The following is a 15977-nucleotide window of genomic DNA, read 5'->3' as shown; positions in this document are numbered from 1 at the left end:
CCTCTCAGGGGTCTTTTTTATGACTTTTTCTACTGTTGTGCTTTCCCATCTCGTCTTTTCCTGTTCCAGTTTTTTGAGGGATTCCTTGTCAAACATCAAAAGCCCTCCCAAGTTTATACTTTTCAATATAAATTATTTCTATATCAACCGGAAAAATCCTTTTTAAAATCCCTCCCCGCAGTGGGGAGGGATTTTAAACTTTATATCCTGCCTCTGACTTTCAGGGCTTCAGCGATTCTCCTGATAGCTGACATATATGCGGCTTCTCTCATGTTTACGCCGTACTCTTTATGTATGCTGTAGACTTCGTTGAAAGCCTTTACCATTATATGTTCGAGTCTGCTGTTGACCTCTTCTTCGGTCCAATAGAAATTCATCAAGTTCTGGACCCATTCGAAATAGGAGACCGTCACGCCACCGGCGTTGCAGAGGATGTCGGGTATTACCAGGATACCCTTCTTATACAGGATATCATCAGCTTCGGGGGTCGTCGGTCCGTTAGCCGCTTCTCCCACGATCTTTGCTTTTATGTTGGCGGCGTTCCGGCTGGTAATCACGTTCTCCAGAGCTGCAGGCACCAGTATGTCCACTTCAAGTTCCAGCAGCTCTTCGCCCGTAATATCTTTGCTGCCCGGGAAGCCTTTAACGGTTTTGTTTTTCTTCTTGTATTCTAGTACAGCTATGGGGTCCAGGCCTTCGGGATTGTAGGCTCCGCCCTGGGAGTCATTTACTGCAACGATCTTGCAGCCCAGTTCGGACAGCAGCCTTGCCGCTACACTACCGGCATTGCCGTATCCCTGAATGGCTACCGTTGCTTTCTTCAGGTCCAGGCTTATCTTTCTTGCAGCTTCGCGGATTGTAAACATAACTCCCCTTGCTGTAGCTTCGTTCCGGCCTAGAGAACCGCCAAGAATGATGGGTTTACCGGTGACAACTCCCGGAGTATTGTACCCCTTAAGCTGGCTGAATTCGTCCATAAACCAGGCCATAACCTGAGCGTTGGTATACACGTCAGGCGCGGGTATATCTTTTTCAGGACCTATGATGGGGCTTATCGCGCGGAAATAACCGCGGCTCAATCTTTCAAGTTCACCTTTTGATAATTCCTTGGGGTTGCATCGTACTCCGCCTTTACCACCGCCATAGGGAATACCCACAACGGCGCATTTGAACGTCATCCAGGCTGAAAGGGCTTTTACTTCGTCCATGGTAACGTCCGGATGGAACCTTACACCGCCTTTGGCAGGTCCTAGAACAGTGCTGTGCTGAGAGCGGTATCCAATGAAAGTTTTTATAGTGCCATCGTCCATTTTTACCGGAATCGAAACCGCGAGTACCTTTTCGGGTTCCTTGAGCACTTCGTAGGCCGAGTCTTCAAGTCCCAGTTTGTCGCAGGCAACTTTAATCTGTTTCTGGACGATTTCAAATGGATTCAAGGTTTCAGCCATTTTGAAAACTCCCCCCATTTTGTTTATTACAAGTTTACAGGAGATTTTTTAAAACCCGCATCCCCCCTAGTTCAGGATATTTAGGTCAATTGGTTCACTAATTCATATCCAGCGTAAAGGGCTTTTTTGTTTAACTCTTCTGTCCCCTTAGGCACCCTTTTCAGAATCGCCCTTTCCACCGCTTCTCGGGACACCACCTTTGTTAGGGCAGTAATAACACCTACAGCCACTATATTAGCGACCATGCTCCTACCTATTCTATCCCGAGCGGTTTCAATGATCGGAAGCTGGACTATTTTATAAGGAGTATCTGCCTTTTTCACTGACGAATCTATTATGATTATGCCGTCAGGAGCCAGGTTGTCTTTAAATTTATTTAGAGCCTCATTGGTCAATGCCAGGATAACTTGAGGCTTTGTTACCTTTGGGTAATCAATTTCATCGTTGCTGATAACCACTTCCGCCCTGCTGGCACCACCTCGGGCTTCAGGCCCGTAGGATTGAGATTGCACCGCATTCTTCCCGTCGAGAATGGCCGCTTCCGCAAGTATGATACCGGCGAGAATGAGGCCCTGTCCTCCGGAGCCGCTAAGTCTTATTTCCACGCGCTCCTCCATCATCTATTCCTCCCCTTGAGCCCTTTGAATTATTTTCATATACTCCTCGGTATATTCCGGGGCATTTTCTTCGAAAAATTCACCAATTACGATCTTATTGACCATTTCTTCCCTCGGCATTTTTTCAGCTGCCTTAACGGTAATAGAATTGTCTCTCAACATTTCCATCATTTTAACGGGGGATCCCAGCTTATTTTTACGTCCGAAGTAAGTCGGACAGATGCTTAACGTTTCCACAACAGAAAATCCCTTGTGCTGTAATGCTTTTTCGATAATTTTGATCAGCTGAGGTACATGATATACCGTTCCTCTTGCTACGTAGGTGGCTCCAGAAGCCTGGGCCAATTTGCACAGGTCGAAATTACGATCTATATTTCCATAAGGTGCGGTGGTAGCATAAGCTCCCAGAGGAGTCATGGGAGAATACTGGCCGCTCGTCATTCCATAGATACTGTTATTGAAAACGACAGTTGTTATGTCTATGTTTCTCCTGCAGGCATGTATGAAATGATTGCCTCCTATGGCTGTACAATCTCCGTCACCAGTTAAAACAATTACCTTTAGATCCGGTCTTGCAAGTTTTATGCCAGTTGCGAAAGCCAGAGCCCTTCCATGGGTTGTATGAAGGGTATTGAAGTTTAGATATCCCGGTGCGCGGGAAGAACAGCCTATTCCGGATACGATACATATTTTGTCCTTATCTAACTTTAAGTTATCAATGGCTCTGACCACCGCACCTGTGATTATCCCGTGACCGCACCCGGGGCACCAGATATGGGGTAATTTGTCAATACGATAATATTTTTCGAGACTTTTACGCATTCTTGTTTACCTCCCGGACTTTTGCTATGACCTCATCGGGGCTTATCAGTTCTCCGTTATATTTATTCAATCCGATTACGTTAAATCTACCCTTTGCAGACGCCCCTACTACTTCTATCAACTGCCCAAAATTCATCTCGGCTACGATGATATTTTTCGTTGTCGGTGGCAGCTCCTGTATCGCTTTATGCGGAAAAGGCCAGATGGTTTTCAGGCGTAACATGCCGACTTTTTGTCCTTCTCTTCTCAATATCTTAACGGCTCTTATTACAGAACGGGCTGTGGAGCCGAAAGAAACCACTACTGTCTCAGAATCTTCCGTATAAAATTTTTCATAGTCGATTATCTCGTCCAGGTTGTCATTGATTTTCCTCATAAGTCTAGATATCAAATATTCTGTCACTTCAGGCTTCGTCGAAGGGAAACCGGTTATATCGTGAATTAGGCCTGTAACGTGATAAGGAACACCTTCACCGAAATTTACCATGGGAGGTATGCCGTCACCGTCATAGTCCTGATATGGATTGTAATACTCTATTTTGGAAAGATCAGGTCTTTTCCTGTTAATTATTTTTATAGAAGCCGGATCAGGCAGTTCTACTCTTTCGCGTAGGTGCCCCACTACCTCATCCATCAGCAGGATGCAGGGGACCCTGTATTTTTCCGAAAGGTTGAAAGCCCTTATCGTCATGTCGAAAACTTCCCTCACGTAAGAAGGTGACAGCGTTATTATCGGATGGTCGCCGTGGGTTCCCCACCGAGCCTGCATCACATCTCCCTGAGCCGGCAATGTAGGTTGCCCGGTGCTTGGTCCCCCCCTTTGAACGTCGACAACTACACACGGCACCTCGGTCAGACAGGCAAAACCTATGTTTTCCTGTTTCAAAGAGAATCCGGGTCCGCTGGTGGCGGTCATTGCTTTAAGGCCGGCAAGAGAGGCACCTATCACGGCACCCATACTGGCTATTTCGTCTTCCATCTGAATAAATTTACCGCCTACTTTCGGCAATCTTTCGGCAGCGATTTCCGCTATTTCCGTCGATGGGGTTATGGGATATCCGGCATAGAATCTCATGCCTGCAGCTATGGCACCTTCAACGCAGGCTTCGTTGCCCTGCATCAATCTAGGCTTACTTGTCATCGTCATCATCTCCTCCAACCACTATGGCAAAATCCGGGCACCTGATCTCGCATAACTTGCATTTTGTACAAGCGTCGGGATTGACCACAACAGGTTTGTCGTTTTCCGACGAAAACACTTTTTTGGGGCAAAAAGCAATACAAATTCCGCACCGCTTGCAGGCTTTTTCGTTGATCTTAATCTCAAAATTTTTTTCCGACACCGTATCACCTCAATTCTAATCGGTACGACATATTTTAACATGTATAATGTATTCTATTTTTCAGGGAAATATCCTTCTGTATATTGAGAAAAAAAATAAATATACAAAAAGAATTGGTTTTTTGTATACAATCGAGTACAAGGATTTTATATTTTTTTGAATCGCTTTAGCCCGATGAAATATTCATAGGGAACCGGTTGGCTTCCCATGAGCAGAGGAGCTCCGTGACAATCGGAACCTCCGGTCATCAGCAGCCCGTATTTCATTGCAATATTTTTATAGTATTTTACCCTTTCGTCGTCGTGCTCTTTGTGGTAAACTTCAATTCCCTGGATGCCGTAATTTATCAGGGATTTAACTATATCCTGGTTTTTCAGCATCCCTGGATGAGCTATAACCGCTATTCCTCCGCATTTTTTTATTAAATCCACAGCAGAATACGGCGTAAGTTTTTGTCTGGGCACGTAGGCCGGTTTTCCCTGGTCAAGGTAGAGGGCAAAGGCTTCATCTACCGAGGAGACAATTTTTTTATCAATAAGCGTCCTGGCCACGTGGGGTCTGCCGATCGATGATCCCGACGCTTTTGCTTCTACTTCTTCAAAGGTTATTTCGATTCCCAGTTCCCGGAGTTTTTCAATTATTTTTTTAATCCGCTCGATGCGTTCTTTCTGCAGGGCGTCTAATGTCGACTTCAGGGTATTTCCCCGATAGTCGATGTAATATCCCAGAACGTGGACTTCTTCTTCGATGTAATAGGTGTTTATCTCGATCCCTGGAACCACTTCAAGCAGCGGATATTTTTTTGCCCTCTCCATGGCTGGAACTATTCCGTCCACGGTGTCATGATCGGTTATGGCAATTGCTCTCAAATTTAAGGAGTATGCTTTGTCCACCACCTGTTCCGGTGTAAGGGTACCGTCGGAAAAGGTGGTATGCAGGTGAAGATCGACTTTCATTTCTTTGCCTCCAATATCTAAAAAGCCTGTTTATAAAATAAACAGGCTAAAATGCTAAAAACATCATTTTGGTATATTAACGGGGCTCTACGATAAGTTTAATGGCCGTCCTCTGCTGGCCATCTATTTCGATATCCGTAAATGCCGGAATGCATATCAAATCGATTCCGCTAGGAGCCACATACCCTCTGGCAATGGCTATTGCTTTTACGGCCTGGTTCAAAGCTCCGGCTCCGATTATTTGAATCTCAGCTCCTCCTTTTTCTCTTATTACACCGGCTAAGGCTCCAGCTACTGCATTAGGGTTGGACTTGGCCGATACTTTTAATACTTCCATCTGTGAATTCCCCCTTATATCATTTGCTTATTAAATTATTCTATGTGTTTTGGTAAATTCCTGTTATTTTGGAAACACTTTTAATTATTTTATATTTATCCTTTGGATTTTTCGCGCAAGACCTGACGTTTTGTCGATCTCAACCACAATGGCGTTGAGCTGGGAAACGCCTTTGGCCACTTCGAACTTGCTGGGCATTTGTGTTAGGAATTTTCTTATTACGGGTTCACGTTCAATTCCGAGTATCCCATCGTAAGCTCCGGTCATGCCCACATCGGTTATATAAGCCGTTCCACCAGGCAGTATTCTCTCGTCGGCGGTCTGTACATGGGTATGGGTGCCGGCAACCAGGGATACTCTGCCGTCAAGGTACCACCCAATGGCCTGCTTTTCCGATGTGGCTTCCGCGTGAAAATCTACTACAATAATATTTGTGACTTTTTTGAGCTTTTCCAGCTCCCTGTCAGCGGTACGGAAAGGACAGTCGAGGTTTGACATGAATACCCTTCCTGAAATATTAAGTATTCCGATTTTTAAAGCTCCGTCCAGATCCACGACCCGCGAACCCCTTCCGGGCGTTCCCGGCGGGTAGTTGGCCGGTCGCACCATTCTCAATTCTTCTTCTATGAAGTCGAATACTTCTTTATTATCCCAGACGTGATTCCCCATCGTGAGAAAATCTATTCCGTATGTGAAAAGTTCCTCCGCGATTTTCTTTGTGATGCCGTTACCTCCGGCGGCATTTTCGGCGTTAGCTATGACGAAATCTACATTGTATGATTTTTTAAGATCAGGAAGCGTCTCTCTAATAATACTCCTGCCGGGTCTTCCTACTATGTCTCCTATCAACATTATGTTCAATGTTTTCAACTCCTTTTACATTTTGCAAAAAAAGTGCGCAAAGGCTGCGCACTTTTATTTTGCGTATTCAGTGGCTCTGGTTTCTCTTATTACGTTAACCTTAATCTGGCCTGGATATTCAAGTTCTTCTTCAACTTTTTTTGCGATGTTTCTCGCGAGCTCTATGGCTCCCAGATCGTCCACTTCTTCGGGTTTCACCATTATCCGTACTTCGCGACCTGCCTGAATGGCGTAGGCTTTTTCAACACCCTTAAATGAATTGGCGATTTCTTCGAGTTTTTCTAACCTCTTGATATAAGCCTCCAAGGTCTCTCTGCGAGCTCCGGGTCTGGCCGCCGAAATAGCGTCAGCCGCCTGCACCAATATGGCTTCAATTGTCGTCGGTTCTAGATCGTTGTGGTGAGCCGCTATAGCATTCACCACTTCTGGAGACTCACCGTATTTTTTAGCAAGCTCCGCACCTATCAGCGCATGAGGGCCTTCTATATCCTGATCGACACTCTTGCCTATATCGTGTAGCAAACCAGCCCTTTTGGTGATCTGCACATCTACTCCGAGTTCTGCCGCCATGGCTGCCGCCAAGTGAGCAACTTCTATGGAATGCTGCAGCACGTTTTGGCCGTAACTGGTCCTGAATTTAAGTTTACCCAGGTAACGGATGAGATCGCTGTGGAGGCCGTGAATGCCCGTATCGAAGGTAGCTTTTTCTCCCTCTTCCCGTATGATGTTTTCAATCTCCTTCTGAGCTTTCTCTACCATTTCTTCGATTCTCGCCGGATGGATTCTGCCGTCTATAATTAGTTTCTCGAGAGCTAGTTTTGCTATTTGGCGTTTGATGGGGTCGAAGGCGGAAAGAATGACGGCTTCAGGAGTATCATCGATTATCAGATCTACACCCGTTAATGTTTCGAGAGCCCTTATATTTCTCCCTTCCCTGCCTATGATTCTGCCCTTCATCTCATCGTTGGGTAGAGTTACAACCGACACGGTGGTTTCCGCCACGTAATCGGCGGCGCACTTTTGGATGGCATAAGATATTATCTCTCTAGCTTTTTTCTGAGCTTCCTCCTTTGCCTGTGTTTCTATCTCCTTAATCATCATTGCCGCTTCGTGGCGTATTTCTTCTTTAACTTTGTTGAGCAAGAATTCTTTAGCTTCATCGGAAGTCATTCCGGAGATTCGTTCAAGTTCACTCAGCTGTTTCTTGTATAGCTCGTTGATCTTCTCGTAAAGTTTGTTGATTTCGATTTCTTTTTTGGCTATAGAGTCTTCTTTTTTTTCAAGCATCTCGGCTTTTCTGTCCAGAGCTTCTTCTTTCTGAACCAACCTCCGCTCCGACCGCTGGAACTCGTTTCTTCTTTCCTTGAGATCCTTTTCGAAATCGTTTTTTAGCTTTAAGATTTCTTCTTTAGCTTCTACCAGTGCCTCTCTTTTTATGGACTCAGCCTTGTCTTCTGCTTCTTTTAATATCTTTTTAGCTGCTTCTTCAGCTGAGATTATTTTGGCTTCGGCAATGTATTTTCTTATAAAGTAGCCAATGATAAAAGCTATTAATCCAGCGACTGCTGTATATATCACTGTATTAGTAATACCTGCTCACCTCCTTTTAAATCTAGTGCAAAAGGGAAAAGATAAAACAAAAAACCGAGGGGAACTCGGTTCTTAAAATAGAGTAATACTCTAATTTAATTTATTTCGCGCCCCCAAACCTCCTAAAGCCACTGCAATGTATAAAGCTTCCTGTTTTTTATTTTATACTTTTTTGATACCCCTGTCAAGCGAACTGATACCTGTATTGTAGATCAGCCAGAGTTTCGTTCACACTACTTTTTTAAGGCAAAAAAGGCATTGCTAACTTGCCCGGAAATAAAAAACTATTGAACGAAACTGTTGCACATTACAGGCTGATATTGGAATTACAGATAGTAACAACGCTCTTACCGTCTTTTAACTCCACCCGGTATGCTAGATCCGCAATTTCGCTTAAAAACTGGTTGTGGGTGACCATGATTATCTGCCTTCTGAATACTTCACTGACTTGTTTTAAAAAATGGGCTACGTTTGAAATGTACTCGCTACTGACGTGTTTTGCCGGTTCGTCAAGGATAATCGGCCCGTTTATATAGGTATTGCTGCACTGTATTACAGCTATTCTCAAGGCCAGGGAGATAACGTCAACGATACCGCCGCCCCTGGCATCCTGAGGTTTTGTGGTTATTCTGGTGTCGCCGTACGACGAAACAACGTAAAACTCAGCCTCAGGTCTTCCCCGTACCTCGCTGAGCTCGATCTTAAATTCGATATTTTCTCCAAATATAAACTGTAGGCATCGGGTTACTAACATTTCTATCTGCTGCTTCGCCTGTTCGCGGGCGTACTCGGAGGTCTTCTGAAGCAATATTCGCACCTGTTCCAAAATATCTATTTCTCTTTTTAATTCTTCTAATTGTCTAATTTTGTTCATCTTATCTTCTTCTAACTTATCCCTAATGCTTTTTCTCGCAGTATAATCCAGGATGAGTTCGTGGGTTTTTCTATCGAGCTTTTCTATCGTTTCCTCAAATTCTTGCATATTTTCGTCACCCCTATAATTCTTCGGGGAGGAGCTTCCTGGCTTTCTCGATGAGCGAATTTATTTCTCTGGTAAGATTTTCTATTTCCGTATCCAGGTTTTCCGGCTTTACGTTTAGTTTATCGAGCTCGTCGAGAAGTTGCTGTCTTTGTTTCTGGAGTTCTTCAAGCCGGGCTTCAGCCTTATACCTCATCGCCTTAGCCTTATCTATCTTCATCTTCAGTTCCTGTATCTCTTTCTCAGCGTCCATAAATCATCCCCCACTCTTCAATATTTCCGCTGCTATTTTTTCAGCTCTGGAATCGTCGATGGGATTCATGCATGTAGGGCATTTCGAGAGTCTCCTCAAAAGGACCGCATAACTTGATGCAAAAAAAACTAACTCTTTATAATTCTGATCTAAATAAGTTTGGCCCCTGGATATAAGGGACTCTACGTCTTTTAAAGATTGCTTAAGCGATTTGAGAGAAGACAGTCTCGAATGCAGGTGCGTTATTTCGTTGAGGGAAGAATCAACCTCCCCTATGTATTTATATCTTTGTAGCTCGCGGTTGATTAGGTTGATCTGGGACTTTACTCTGTTTTCCCTGTCTTTGATTCTATTCAATTCCGCGAGTTTCGTGTTAAGTACTTCCAGCGCGGAAATCAGCGTAACGGCTTGAGGTACGTCTTTGGTTTCTGTAAAGACTTTTTTATTCGCTGATATTTCGGCATCCACTTCTACCAGTTTTTCCCTCCAAAGTTTCAATTTTACGAGGTCGCCGAATAAAGCGGAGGCTCGCTGGTAGCAAAGGACCGCCTCTTCTAAGTTGGCGGTTTTTTCTATGTTCTTTTTTTCTTTTTTCATTTCTCTTTCAACGCTTTGCAATCTCGTTCTGCAATCGACAAGGTGAATTTTTACTTTTATGGCATACTCGATTTTCTCCAGGGCGCCTTCGGCGTCCGAAACGGATTCCAATTTCTTTAAAGTTTCTTTGATGGCCTTTATTTCATTATCACTGGACATGAGCAGTTCCCTTATGCCGGTCAATTTTTTATACAAATGTTTTTTTTCCTTTAAAGTTCCAAGGATTTTTTGGAGCGAGTTTATTTTTTTCTCGACGAGGGGTAGGTCCTCGTATTCTTTCAATTTGGTTTTTATTTCTTCCAGTTCTATTGCAAGCGCCTTGTTGCGCTGCTCGGCATCAGCGAGATCCCTGATGGTCGACCTTTGAGCCGCGTCGATAATGTGAATGCCTATGAGTCTCCCCAGGACCTTTGCCCTGATACCGGCGTTTTCCGATATTAAAAAAGGTCCTTCCAGTTGCTCCGACAGGTTGACCGCGCAATTGGAATCTTTATCCAAGTATATTTTTGGTATTCCATGTGCTCTAACGATCTCAAGGGGCACGGTATTCCCGAAACCTTCAAATATTTGTTCCTTCCCGTCTTTTATCAGTATGTACCGGTTCCGGTTGTTCCCTCTTTCTCTTATTATCACCGTACCGTCGTCCATCTCCACTGACACGCGGCAGAAATTGCTGCCTACCGAGATGAAATCGGTACCGCGTGGCTCATTGTATAAAACCCATTTCAATGCCCTGATTATGGCGCTTTTACCCTGATCGGTAGGCCCTAGTATCACCGTTAAACCTTCGTCGAAGGTTATTTCAGTATCTTTATGGGATTGAAAGTTTATAAGCTTGATTTTTTTTATGTAGCCCAATTAGCTCACCTCGAGCAGGTCTTCACCGTCTTTTTTTGAAAGCGTTTCCTGCACTTGTCCTATCCTTCTCAGCGCCTCTTCAACCACCTCAGTACTCAGGTTCTGTTTTTTTGCGAGTTGGTCGATTATGTTAAATATGTTTGTAAAATTGTATTCTCCAGCGGCGTTTACGCCCTGTATAAATTCGGCCAGTTTTTGCTCTCTGAAAGAGTCCGCCTCTAGTTTCTGCCTGTCAAAGACCTCCTGCCCTGGACGAGCACATTTTAGAGCTCTTTTTTGTATTTTGATTCCCTCTTTTGTTATGTCGAATAAGACTACCCCCGGTATTCTCGTGAGTTCTGACAGGCTGCTGTCTATTCGCAAAAGACTCCCCGGATTGACAAAGTACTTGTCTTGGATATTTATAATACCAAATCCTGCGTGATAATGGCCGCTAAGGGTTATATCGGCCTCGGTTTTTAGAACGTCTTCGATCAGGGTGTAAGAAACTCCGGTGAAAAACGGCTTGTCAAGGAGCATTCCGTGAACCAAGTGTACGGCGAAATTAACACCGGGATCTTTTTTTATGCAGTAACCGTCCTCTTTACCTTCTTTATCTACGCCGTAATAATAATGCTGGCCGGTTAGCTGAATTTTGACCCCTTTGTCGGCAAAGAATATTTTTTCACCCGGATTTATTAGTTTCACGATCCCTATGGAATCCAGAACTCCGAGCATGGTGCGGTTTATGGTAGCCGGATTTTGACCATAGATGTCATGGTTGCCGGCAACGGCGTAAACGGGAACCTTTAAATCTCTTATTAAAACCACAAATTCTCTGACGAGAGAAGGAGATACATCCGGTCTGTCGAATATATCTCCACCGTGAAGAACCACATCCACGGCTTCTTCACGGGCGATATCTATTACTTCTCGCATTTTTTCGTAAAGGGTCTCGAAAAAATTATCCTTGCGGTTTTGTGGGACGGTTCCCCTTATATGGGTATCAGTGAGAAACAAAAAACGCATCTTAAGCCCCTTCTTCGCTACCTTCTGTTTTCTTCATTTCGGGCTTGACAAGATTGTATTTTTCTTTTACCTTCAATTCGATGGCTTTCAGGACTTCGGGGTGCTCCCTTAAATACTGTTTGGCGTTTTCACGACCCTGACCTATACGTTCTTTTTCATAAGAATACCATGCACCGCTTTTTTGTATGATGCCCGCTTCCGTGGCGAAGTCCAGGACGCAGCCTTCTCTAGATATGCCTTCGCCGTACATAATGTCAAACTCGGCACTTTTAAACGGCGGTGCCACCTTATTTTTAACCACTTTTACCGAAGCGCGGCTGCCTATCACTGCATCACCATCCTTAATTACGTTGACCTTCCGGACCTCCATGCGCACCGAGGCGTAAAATTTCAGCGCCCTCCCTCCAGGCGTGGTCTCGGGATTGCCAAACATCACTCCCACTTTTTCCCTGAGCTGGTTGATAAATATTGCAACGGTTTTGGACTTGCTTATGGAACCGGCTAGTTTCCTCAAAGCCTGGGACATCAACCTGGCCTGGAGACCTACATGGGCCTCTCCCATCTCCCCTTCCAGTTCTGCTTTGGGTACCAGCGCAGCAACCGAATCTATGACTATTACGTCCACCGCTCCGCTCCTCACCAGAGCTTCCGCTATTTCCAGGGCCTGCTCCCCGGTATCCGGCTGGGAAATGAGAAGGTTATCCGTATCGACTCCCAGTTTGCGGGCATAGGCCGGATCCAGAGCGTGTTCCGCGTCGATAAATGCCGCCGTGCCGCCGGCCCTTTGGGCTTCTGCTACGATATGTAAAGCCACCGTAGTTTTACCAGAGGATTCGGGGCCGAATATCTCTATAATTCTTCCTCGCGGCACTCCGCCCACCCCCAGAGCTATATCCAGGGGAAGCGCTCCAGTAGGTATTACCTCAACGCTGAATTTGGATTGAGCTTCTCCCAGTCTCATTATAGACCCTTTCCCAAATTGCCTTTCGATCTGGGCTAAAGCCATCTCCAGAGCCTTTTGCTTTTCCATCATAGGGAAATCCCTCCAAACATATGTTCTTTCTTGATTATACAACAACGGGTTTAGGGTGTCAAATAAGACCTTTCAGCTCGGCCCTTAAAATTTCGGTATATACGGGGCCCTCTTTAAACAGCTGACTTTTCATGAAATACACTTCTTTTACTGTAAAAGATGCAGAAAAATCCGCTTCCCGGGGTATGAGACTTGTGTCGAAGCTGGACTTAATTCTTCCGATCGTAAGGTGTGGAGAAAAGGGTTTGGGGTCAAAATCTATATTTGAAGCCCGTAGGGTCTTATCGATGTCCTCTTTTAATCTGTAAAGTTCATTACTCTTTTCAATTCCTATCCAGAAAACTTTTGGATTTTTTGTATTAGGGAAAAAACCGGACCCGTGCAGGTTGAGAATAAATGGGCGGTGCTTGGCGGATATGCTGTTTAATGCATCGCAGACAAGAGGCACCTTATCGACCGGAAGTTCTCCCATAAATGCGAGGGTTATGTGGTAATTCTCCTCGCTAACCCATTTTATGCCCTTTAAAAATCTGAGCTTATCAACGAATTGGGAAACGGATTTTCGAGTGGCGGGATCGAGTTCGATGGATATAAAACACCTGATGTTATTCAAATTTTTGCTCCTCCCCTATGAAAAACATCCTCTCAACCTGAAAACCCTTTTTCAAATTGGAGACTTTGATTACATCGACGGCGATTAACCTTGCATTACCGGTACCTGCGGGCTTTTTCAGGTAAAGCAGGGCGGCCGAGTACGGGATATCGGATTCCGATTGAAGCCCTCTTATACCTGCGGCTCCTGTGGAACCGGCATTGATTATGAAGGTCCCTTTTTCTTCTATGATAGAAGATCTATGGGTGTGTCCGTTTAAAATTATCGGCACTGCACCCGCGAGGGAATTGGTGGCTTTGGGGTTATGAACGGCGATAATGTCGGGTGAAACCGAAGTTCTTGCAAGCCACTGGCGTATACTTAAATTAAGTTCGAGTATCTCCCGATCACCGGCCGTATTTATCTCGTTCCCCTTTGAAGAAGGATCGGCCCAACCAACCACCTCTATCCCCTTTACTTCTGCTATTTCTCCGTCCAATACAGTGACCCCGGGCATTTTGCGCAGCGAATCAATTATTCCGGGTGAATCGTGATTACCGGCTATAAAAAGGTACTCTACCGGCATTTTGGACAGGTTTTCGGTAATAAGTTCTTCAAAAGGTGTGCCGAAATCGGTGATATCACCGGTGTCAATTATAAGGTCGACGTCGAAATTTTTCGTTATCCGCTCCAAAAAATTATAAGCGGCGGGGTTGTTGTGAATATCGCTGACATGTAAAACCTTCACAACATCCTCGTCATCCATCAGGTTCAGAGCGTCCATCCGGGAAAACACTGTCGAAATATTGTCGGACATTATGCTCATATAGTGGTTCAACTCATTTAGTTTCGAAAGCCCGTTGTGTGCCAGGCTGATTATCCACGGGGCAGCTTTTAGATTGCCGGAATACTCCGGATTTTTAAATGCACTGGTATTATACGTGGTGAAAACTGCACCCATAAGCGATACAGAAGTCATAAGACCTATGAGCGCGCAAACCGCTATGCGTCTTCGGTCGTATCTCATTACTGCGCCTGAAACCACCCCGCCCAGCATGCCAATAAGAATTACTTTCAAGGCTAATTGGCGAAAATCCTTTATTAAATCGCTTTTAAATAATTCCATCAATTCCGCTCTATTTTGAACCGCATTGTCTAAGAAAAATCTGACGTAGTCCAGGTTTATCTCTCTTACAACTATGCTTATCCTGACGGGTACCGAATGAGTTCGGGCATTGACAACTCCCAGCGGAGGGATGACTACAGAGGTTAAACCTCTGGTATATAATTCCAGTTTCAATAGCAAGTCTACTCCTCCGAGGCTTGCACTTACTGCTGAAAATAAGTGCACGAAAATCAAGGCCCCTGCTATTGAAACTGCAACCAGGGTAAGCACGTTCCTGAATCTCACTCAATCACCCGACTTTAAAAGACTTTTTCTTAAGAGGTGGAGGGCAGCATTGGCGGCCTTTTCCTTTATTTCGGACCTGTTACCCGAAAATAGGTGTCTTTCTACAGCGCACCCTGAAGCGTCGGAGTAAGCGATGTAAACCAGCCCTATTGGCTTTGCCGCTGTGCCGCCCTCCGGCCCCGCAATTCCGGTTATCGAAAGGCCTAGATCGGTTTGGGAGGACCTTCTTACACCGTCCGCCATTTCGAGGGCGGTCTGTTCGCTTACAGCGCCGTATTTTTCCAGAGTTCCCCTCTTTACGAAGAGAAGCTCTTCTTTGGCCCTGTTGCTATATGAAACTATGGCCCTGTCAAGGCTCTTGGAGATCCCGGGTACCTCAGTTAGTTTGTGGGAAACAAGGCCGCCCGTACAGGATTCGGCAATAGCTATAGTTTTATTCAGTTTTAACAACAATCCTGCAACTATTTCCTCCACTTTTTCATCATCATAGGCGTATAAATATTCGCCGACTCTTTCGGTTATTTTAAGTTCTACGGGAGCGATCATGTCCATGGCTTCTTTTATGCTGCCAGCCTTTGCTGTTATCCTTAGAGTTACCTCTCCCATTTTAGCCAGAGGAGCTATTGTGGGGTTTGTCTGGCCTTCAATCAAATCCTTAATTCTTTCTTCCAGCATTGATTCGCCGATGCCGTAAAATTTCAATACCCTTGAAAAAATCACGCCGGAAGACTTTTTTGATAGGAACGGGATTACATACGCCTTAAGCATGGGCTCCATCTCAAAGGGAGGACCCGGGAGCATTACGACTATCCTCCCATCTCGTTCCAGCAGTACACCCGGAGCAGTGCCCTTATCGTTCGGAATTGCAATCGCCCCTTCCGGCACCAGAGCCTGTTTCAAATTGTTTTCGGGCATTTCCCTGTCTCTTTTTTCGAAATATTCTCTGATTCTCGCAAGGCTTGGTTCATCCAACACCAGCCGGAGATTCAGGTATGAGGCTATCGTCTCTTTAGTGAGGTCATCCTGAGTTGGGCCGAGGCCGCCAGTCAATATAATGGCCTCGGAGCGGTTCCAGGCTGTGTGAAATACTTCCAGCAGCCGCTCGCTGTTATCTCCCACACTGGTATGATAGTATACGTCAACGCCGATTTCCTGCAGCTGCCGGGAAATTATCCGGGCGTTGGTATTGGTTATCTGGCCCAATAACAATTCGGTGCCTACGGAAATTACTTCTGCTTTCATAAAATCACCTTATAAAAGATTCTCCATTCT

Annotated in this window: 17 protein-coding genes; all 17 read right to left on the bottom strand. The window is 45.0% G+C overall.

Features of this window, described 5'->3' with window-relative positions:
- Nucleotides 1-200 precede the first annotated feature (200 nt).
- Nucleotides 201-1448 (bottom strand): Glu/Leu/Phe/Val family dehydrogenase, encoded by a 1248-nt coding sequence (locus tag LZ11_RS06820; protein WP_148867152.1) that lies wholly within the window; start codon nt 1446-1448, stop codon nt 201-203.
- 80 nt (nt 1449-1528) lie between these two features.
- The gene (locus tag LZ11_RS06815; RefSeq protein ID WP_148867156.1) at nt 1529-2065 is read right to left on the bottom strand and encodes a 2-oxoacid:acceptor oxidoreductase family protein; all 537 of its coding nucleotides are present in this window, start codon (nt 2063-2065) and stop codon (nt 1529-1531) included.
- A gap of 3 nt (nt 2066-2068) precedes the next feature.
- Entirely contained in the window at nt 2069-2887 is an 819-nt protein-coding gene (locus LZ11_RS06810) for a 2-oxoacid:ferredoxin oxidoreductase subunit beta (protein WP_148867151.1), read from the bottom strand.
- Complete coding sequence (locus LZ11_RS06805; protein WP_148867150.1) at nt 2880-4028, bottom strand: 2-oxoacid:acceptor oxidoreductase subunit alpha; 1149 nt, start codon at nt 4026-4028, stop codon at nt 2880-2882. The genes LZ11_RS06810 and LZ11_RS06805 overlap by 8 nt, the downstream gene beginning before the upstream one ends.
- Nucleotides 4018-4230, bottom strand: coding sequence for a 4Fe-4S dicluster domain-containing protein (locus LZ11_RS06800; RefSeq protein ID WP_148867149.1), 213 nt, complete (start codon nt 4228-4230; stop codon nt 4018-4020). The genes LZ11_RS06805 and LZ11_RS06800 overlap by 11 nt, the downstream gene beginning before the upstream one ends.
- Nucleotides 4231-4376: 146 nt before the next feature.
- Nucleotides 4377-5186 (bottom strand): PHP domain-containing protein, encoded by an 810-nt coding sequence (locus LZ11_RS06795; protein ID WP_148867148.1) that lies wholly within the window; start codon nt 5184-5186, stop codon nt 4377-4379.
- 76 nt (nt 5187-5262) lie between these two features.
- Nucleotides 5263-5523, bottom strand: coding sequence for a stage V sporulation protein S (locus LZ11_RS06790; protein ID WP_013276004.1), 261 nt, complete (start codon nt 5521-5523; stop codon nt 5263-5265).
- 84 nt (nt 5524-5607) lie between these two features.
- Nucleotides 5608-6384: a TIGR00282 family metallophosphoesterase gene (locus LZ11_RS06785; protein WP_148867147.1), complete on the bottom strand. Its 777-nt coding sequence runs from the start codon at nt 6382-6384 to the stop codon at nt 5608-5610.
- Nucleotides 6385-6438: 54 nt separating this feature from the next.
- Complete coding sequence (gene rny, locus LZ11_RS06780) at nt 6439-7962, bottom strand: ribonuclease Y (protein WP_246110737.1); 1524 nt, start codon at nt 7960-7962, stop codon at nt 6439-6441.
- Between the two features lie 319 nt (nt 7963-8281).
- Entirely contained in the window at nt 8282-8956 is a 675-nt protein-coding gene (locus LZ11_RS06775) for an AAA family ATPase (RefSeq protein ID WP_148867145.1), read from the bottom strand.
- A 13-nt stretch (nt 8957-8969) separates the two neighbouring features.
- Nucleotides 8970-9206 (bottom strand): hypothetical protein, encoded by a 237-nt coding sequence (locus tag LZ11_RS06770; RefSeq protein ID WP_148867144.1) that lies wholly within the window; start codon nt 9204-9206, stop codon nt 8970-8972.
- Nucleotides 9207-9209: 3 nt separating this feature from the next.
- Entirely contained in the window at nt 9210-10661 is a 1452-nt protein-coding gene (locus LZ11_RS06765; protein WP_148867143.1) for an AAA family ATPase, read from the bottom strand.
- Complete coding sequence (locus LZ11_RS06760; protein WP_148867142.1) at nt 10662-11669, bottom strand: metallophosphoesterase family protein; 1008 nt, start codon at nt 11667-11669, stop codon at nt 10662-10664.
- Nucleotide 11670: 1 nt separating this feature from the next.
- A complete protein-coding gene (recA, locus tag LZ11_RS06755; protein ID WP_148867141.1) occupies nt 11671-12702 on the bottom strand; it encodes a recombinase RecA in 1032 nt (343 codons plus the stop codon).
- Nucleotides 12703-12760: 58 nt separating this feature from the next.
- Nucleotides 12761-13315, bottom strand: a complete 555-nt coding sequence (gene thpR / locus LZ11_RS06750; RefSeq protein ID WP_148867140.1) for an RNA 2',3'-cyclic phosphodiesterase — start codon at nt 13313-13315, stop codon at nt 12761-12763.
- Entirely contained in the window at nt 13308-14705 is a 1398-nt protein-coding gene (locus LZ11_RS06745) for a metallophosphoesterase family protein (protein WP_148867139.1), read from the bottom strand. Before LZ11_RS06745 ends, thpR begins: the two co-directional genes overlap by 8 nt.
- The gene (locus LZ11_RS06740; protein WP_148867138.1) at nt 14706-15947 is read right to left on the bottom strand and encodes a competence/damage-inducible protein A; all 1242 of its coding nucleotides are present in this window, start codon (nt 15945-15947) and stop codon (nt 14706-14708) included. It lies immediately after the preceding gene.
- Nucleotides 15948-15977 lie beyond the last annotated feature (30 nt).

The organism is Thermosediminibacter litoriperuensis (assembly GCF_008124715.1).
Lineage (GTDB): Bacteria > Bacillota > Thermosediminibacteria > Thermosediminibacterales > Thermosediminibacteraceae > Thermosediminibacter > Thermosediminibacter litoriperuensis.
This window is presented reverse-complemented; position numbering and strand designations above follow the sequence as displayed.

Excerpts from the sequence above, each read along its gene's own strand:
- LZ11_RS06820 (WP_148867152.1), bottom strand. The coding sequence starts at position 1,448 with ATGGCTGAAACCTTGAATCCATTTGAAATCGTCCAGAAACAGATTAAA.
- LZ11_RS06815 (WP_148867156.1), bottom strand. The coding sequence starts at position 2,065 with ATGGAGGAGCGCGTGGAAATAAGACTTAGCGGCTCCGGAGGACAGGGC.
- LZ11_RS06810 (WP_148867151.1), bottom strand. The coding sequence starts at position 2,887 with ATGCGTAAAAGTCTCGAAAAATATTATCGTATTGACAAATTACCCCAT.
- LZ11_RS06805 (WP_148867150.1), bottom strand. The coding sequence starts at position 4,028 with ATGACAAGTAAGCCTAGATTGATGCAGGGCAACGAAGCCTGCGTTGAA.
- LZ11_RS06795 (WP_148867148.1), bottom strand. The coding sequence starts at position 5,186 with ATGAAAGTCGATCTTCACCTGCATACCACCTTTTCCGACGGTACCCTT.
- LZ11_RS06790 (WP_013276004.1), bottom strand. The coding sequence starts at position 5,523 with ATGGAAGTATTAAAAGTATCGGCCAAGTCCAACCCTAATGCAGTAGCT.
- LZ11_RS06775 (WP_148867145.1), bottom strand. The coding sequence starts at position 8,956 with ATGCAAGAATTTGAGGAAACGATAGAAAAGCTCGATAGAAAAACCCAC.
- LZ11_RS06770 (WP_148867144.1), bottom strand. The coding sequence starts at position 9,206 with ATGGACGCTGAGAAAGAGATACAGGAACTGAAGATGAAGATAGATAAG.
- LZ11_RS06760 (WP_148867142.1), bottom strand. The coding sequence starts at position 11,669 with ATGCGTTTTTTGTTTCTCACTGATACCCATATAAGGGGAACCGTCCCA.
- recA (WP_148867141.1), bottom strand. The coding sequence starts at position 12,702 with ATGATGGAAAAGCAAAAGGCTCTGGAGATGGCTTTAGCCCAGATCGAA.
- LZ11_RS06740 (WP_148867138.1), bottom strand. The coding sequence starts at position 15,947 with ATGAAAGCAGAAGTAATTTCCGTAGGCACCGAATTGTTATTGGGCCAG.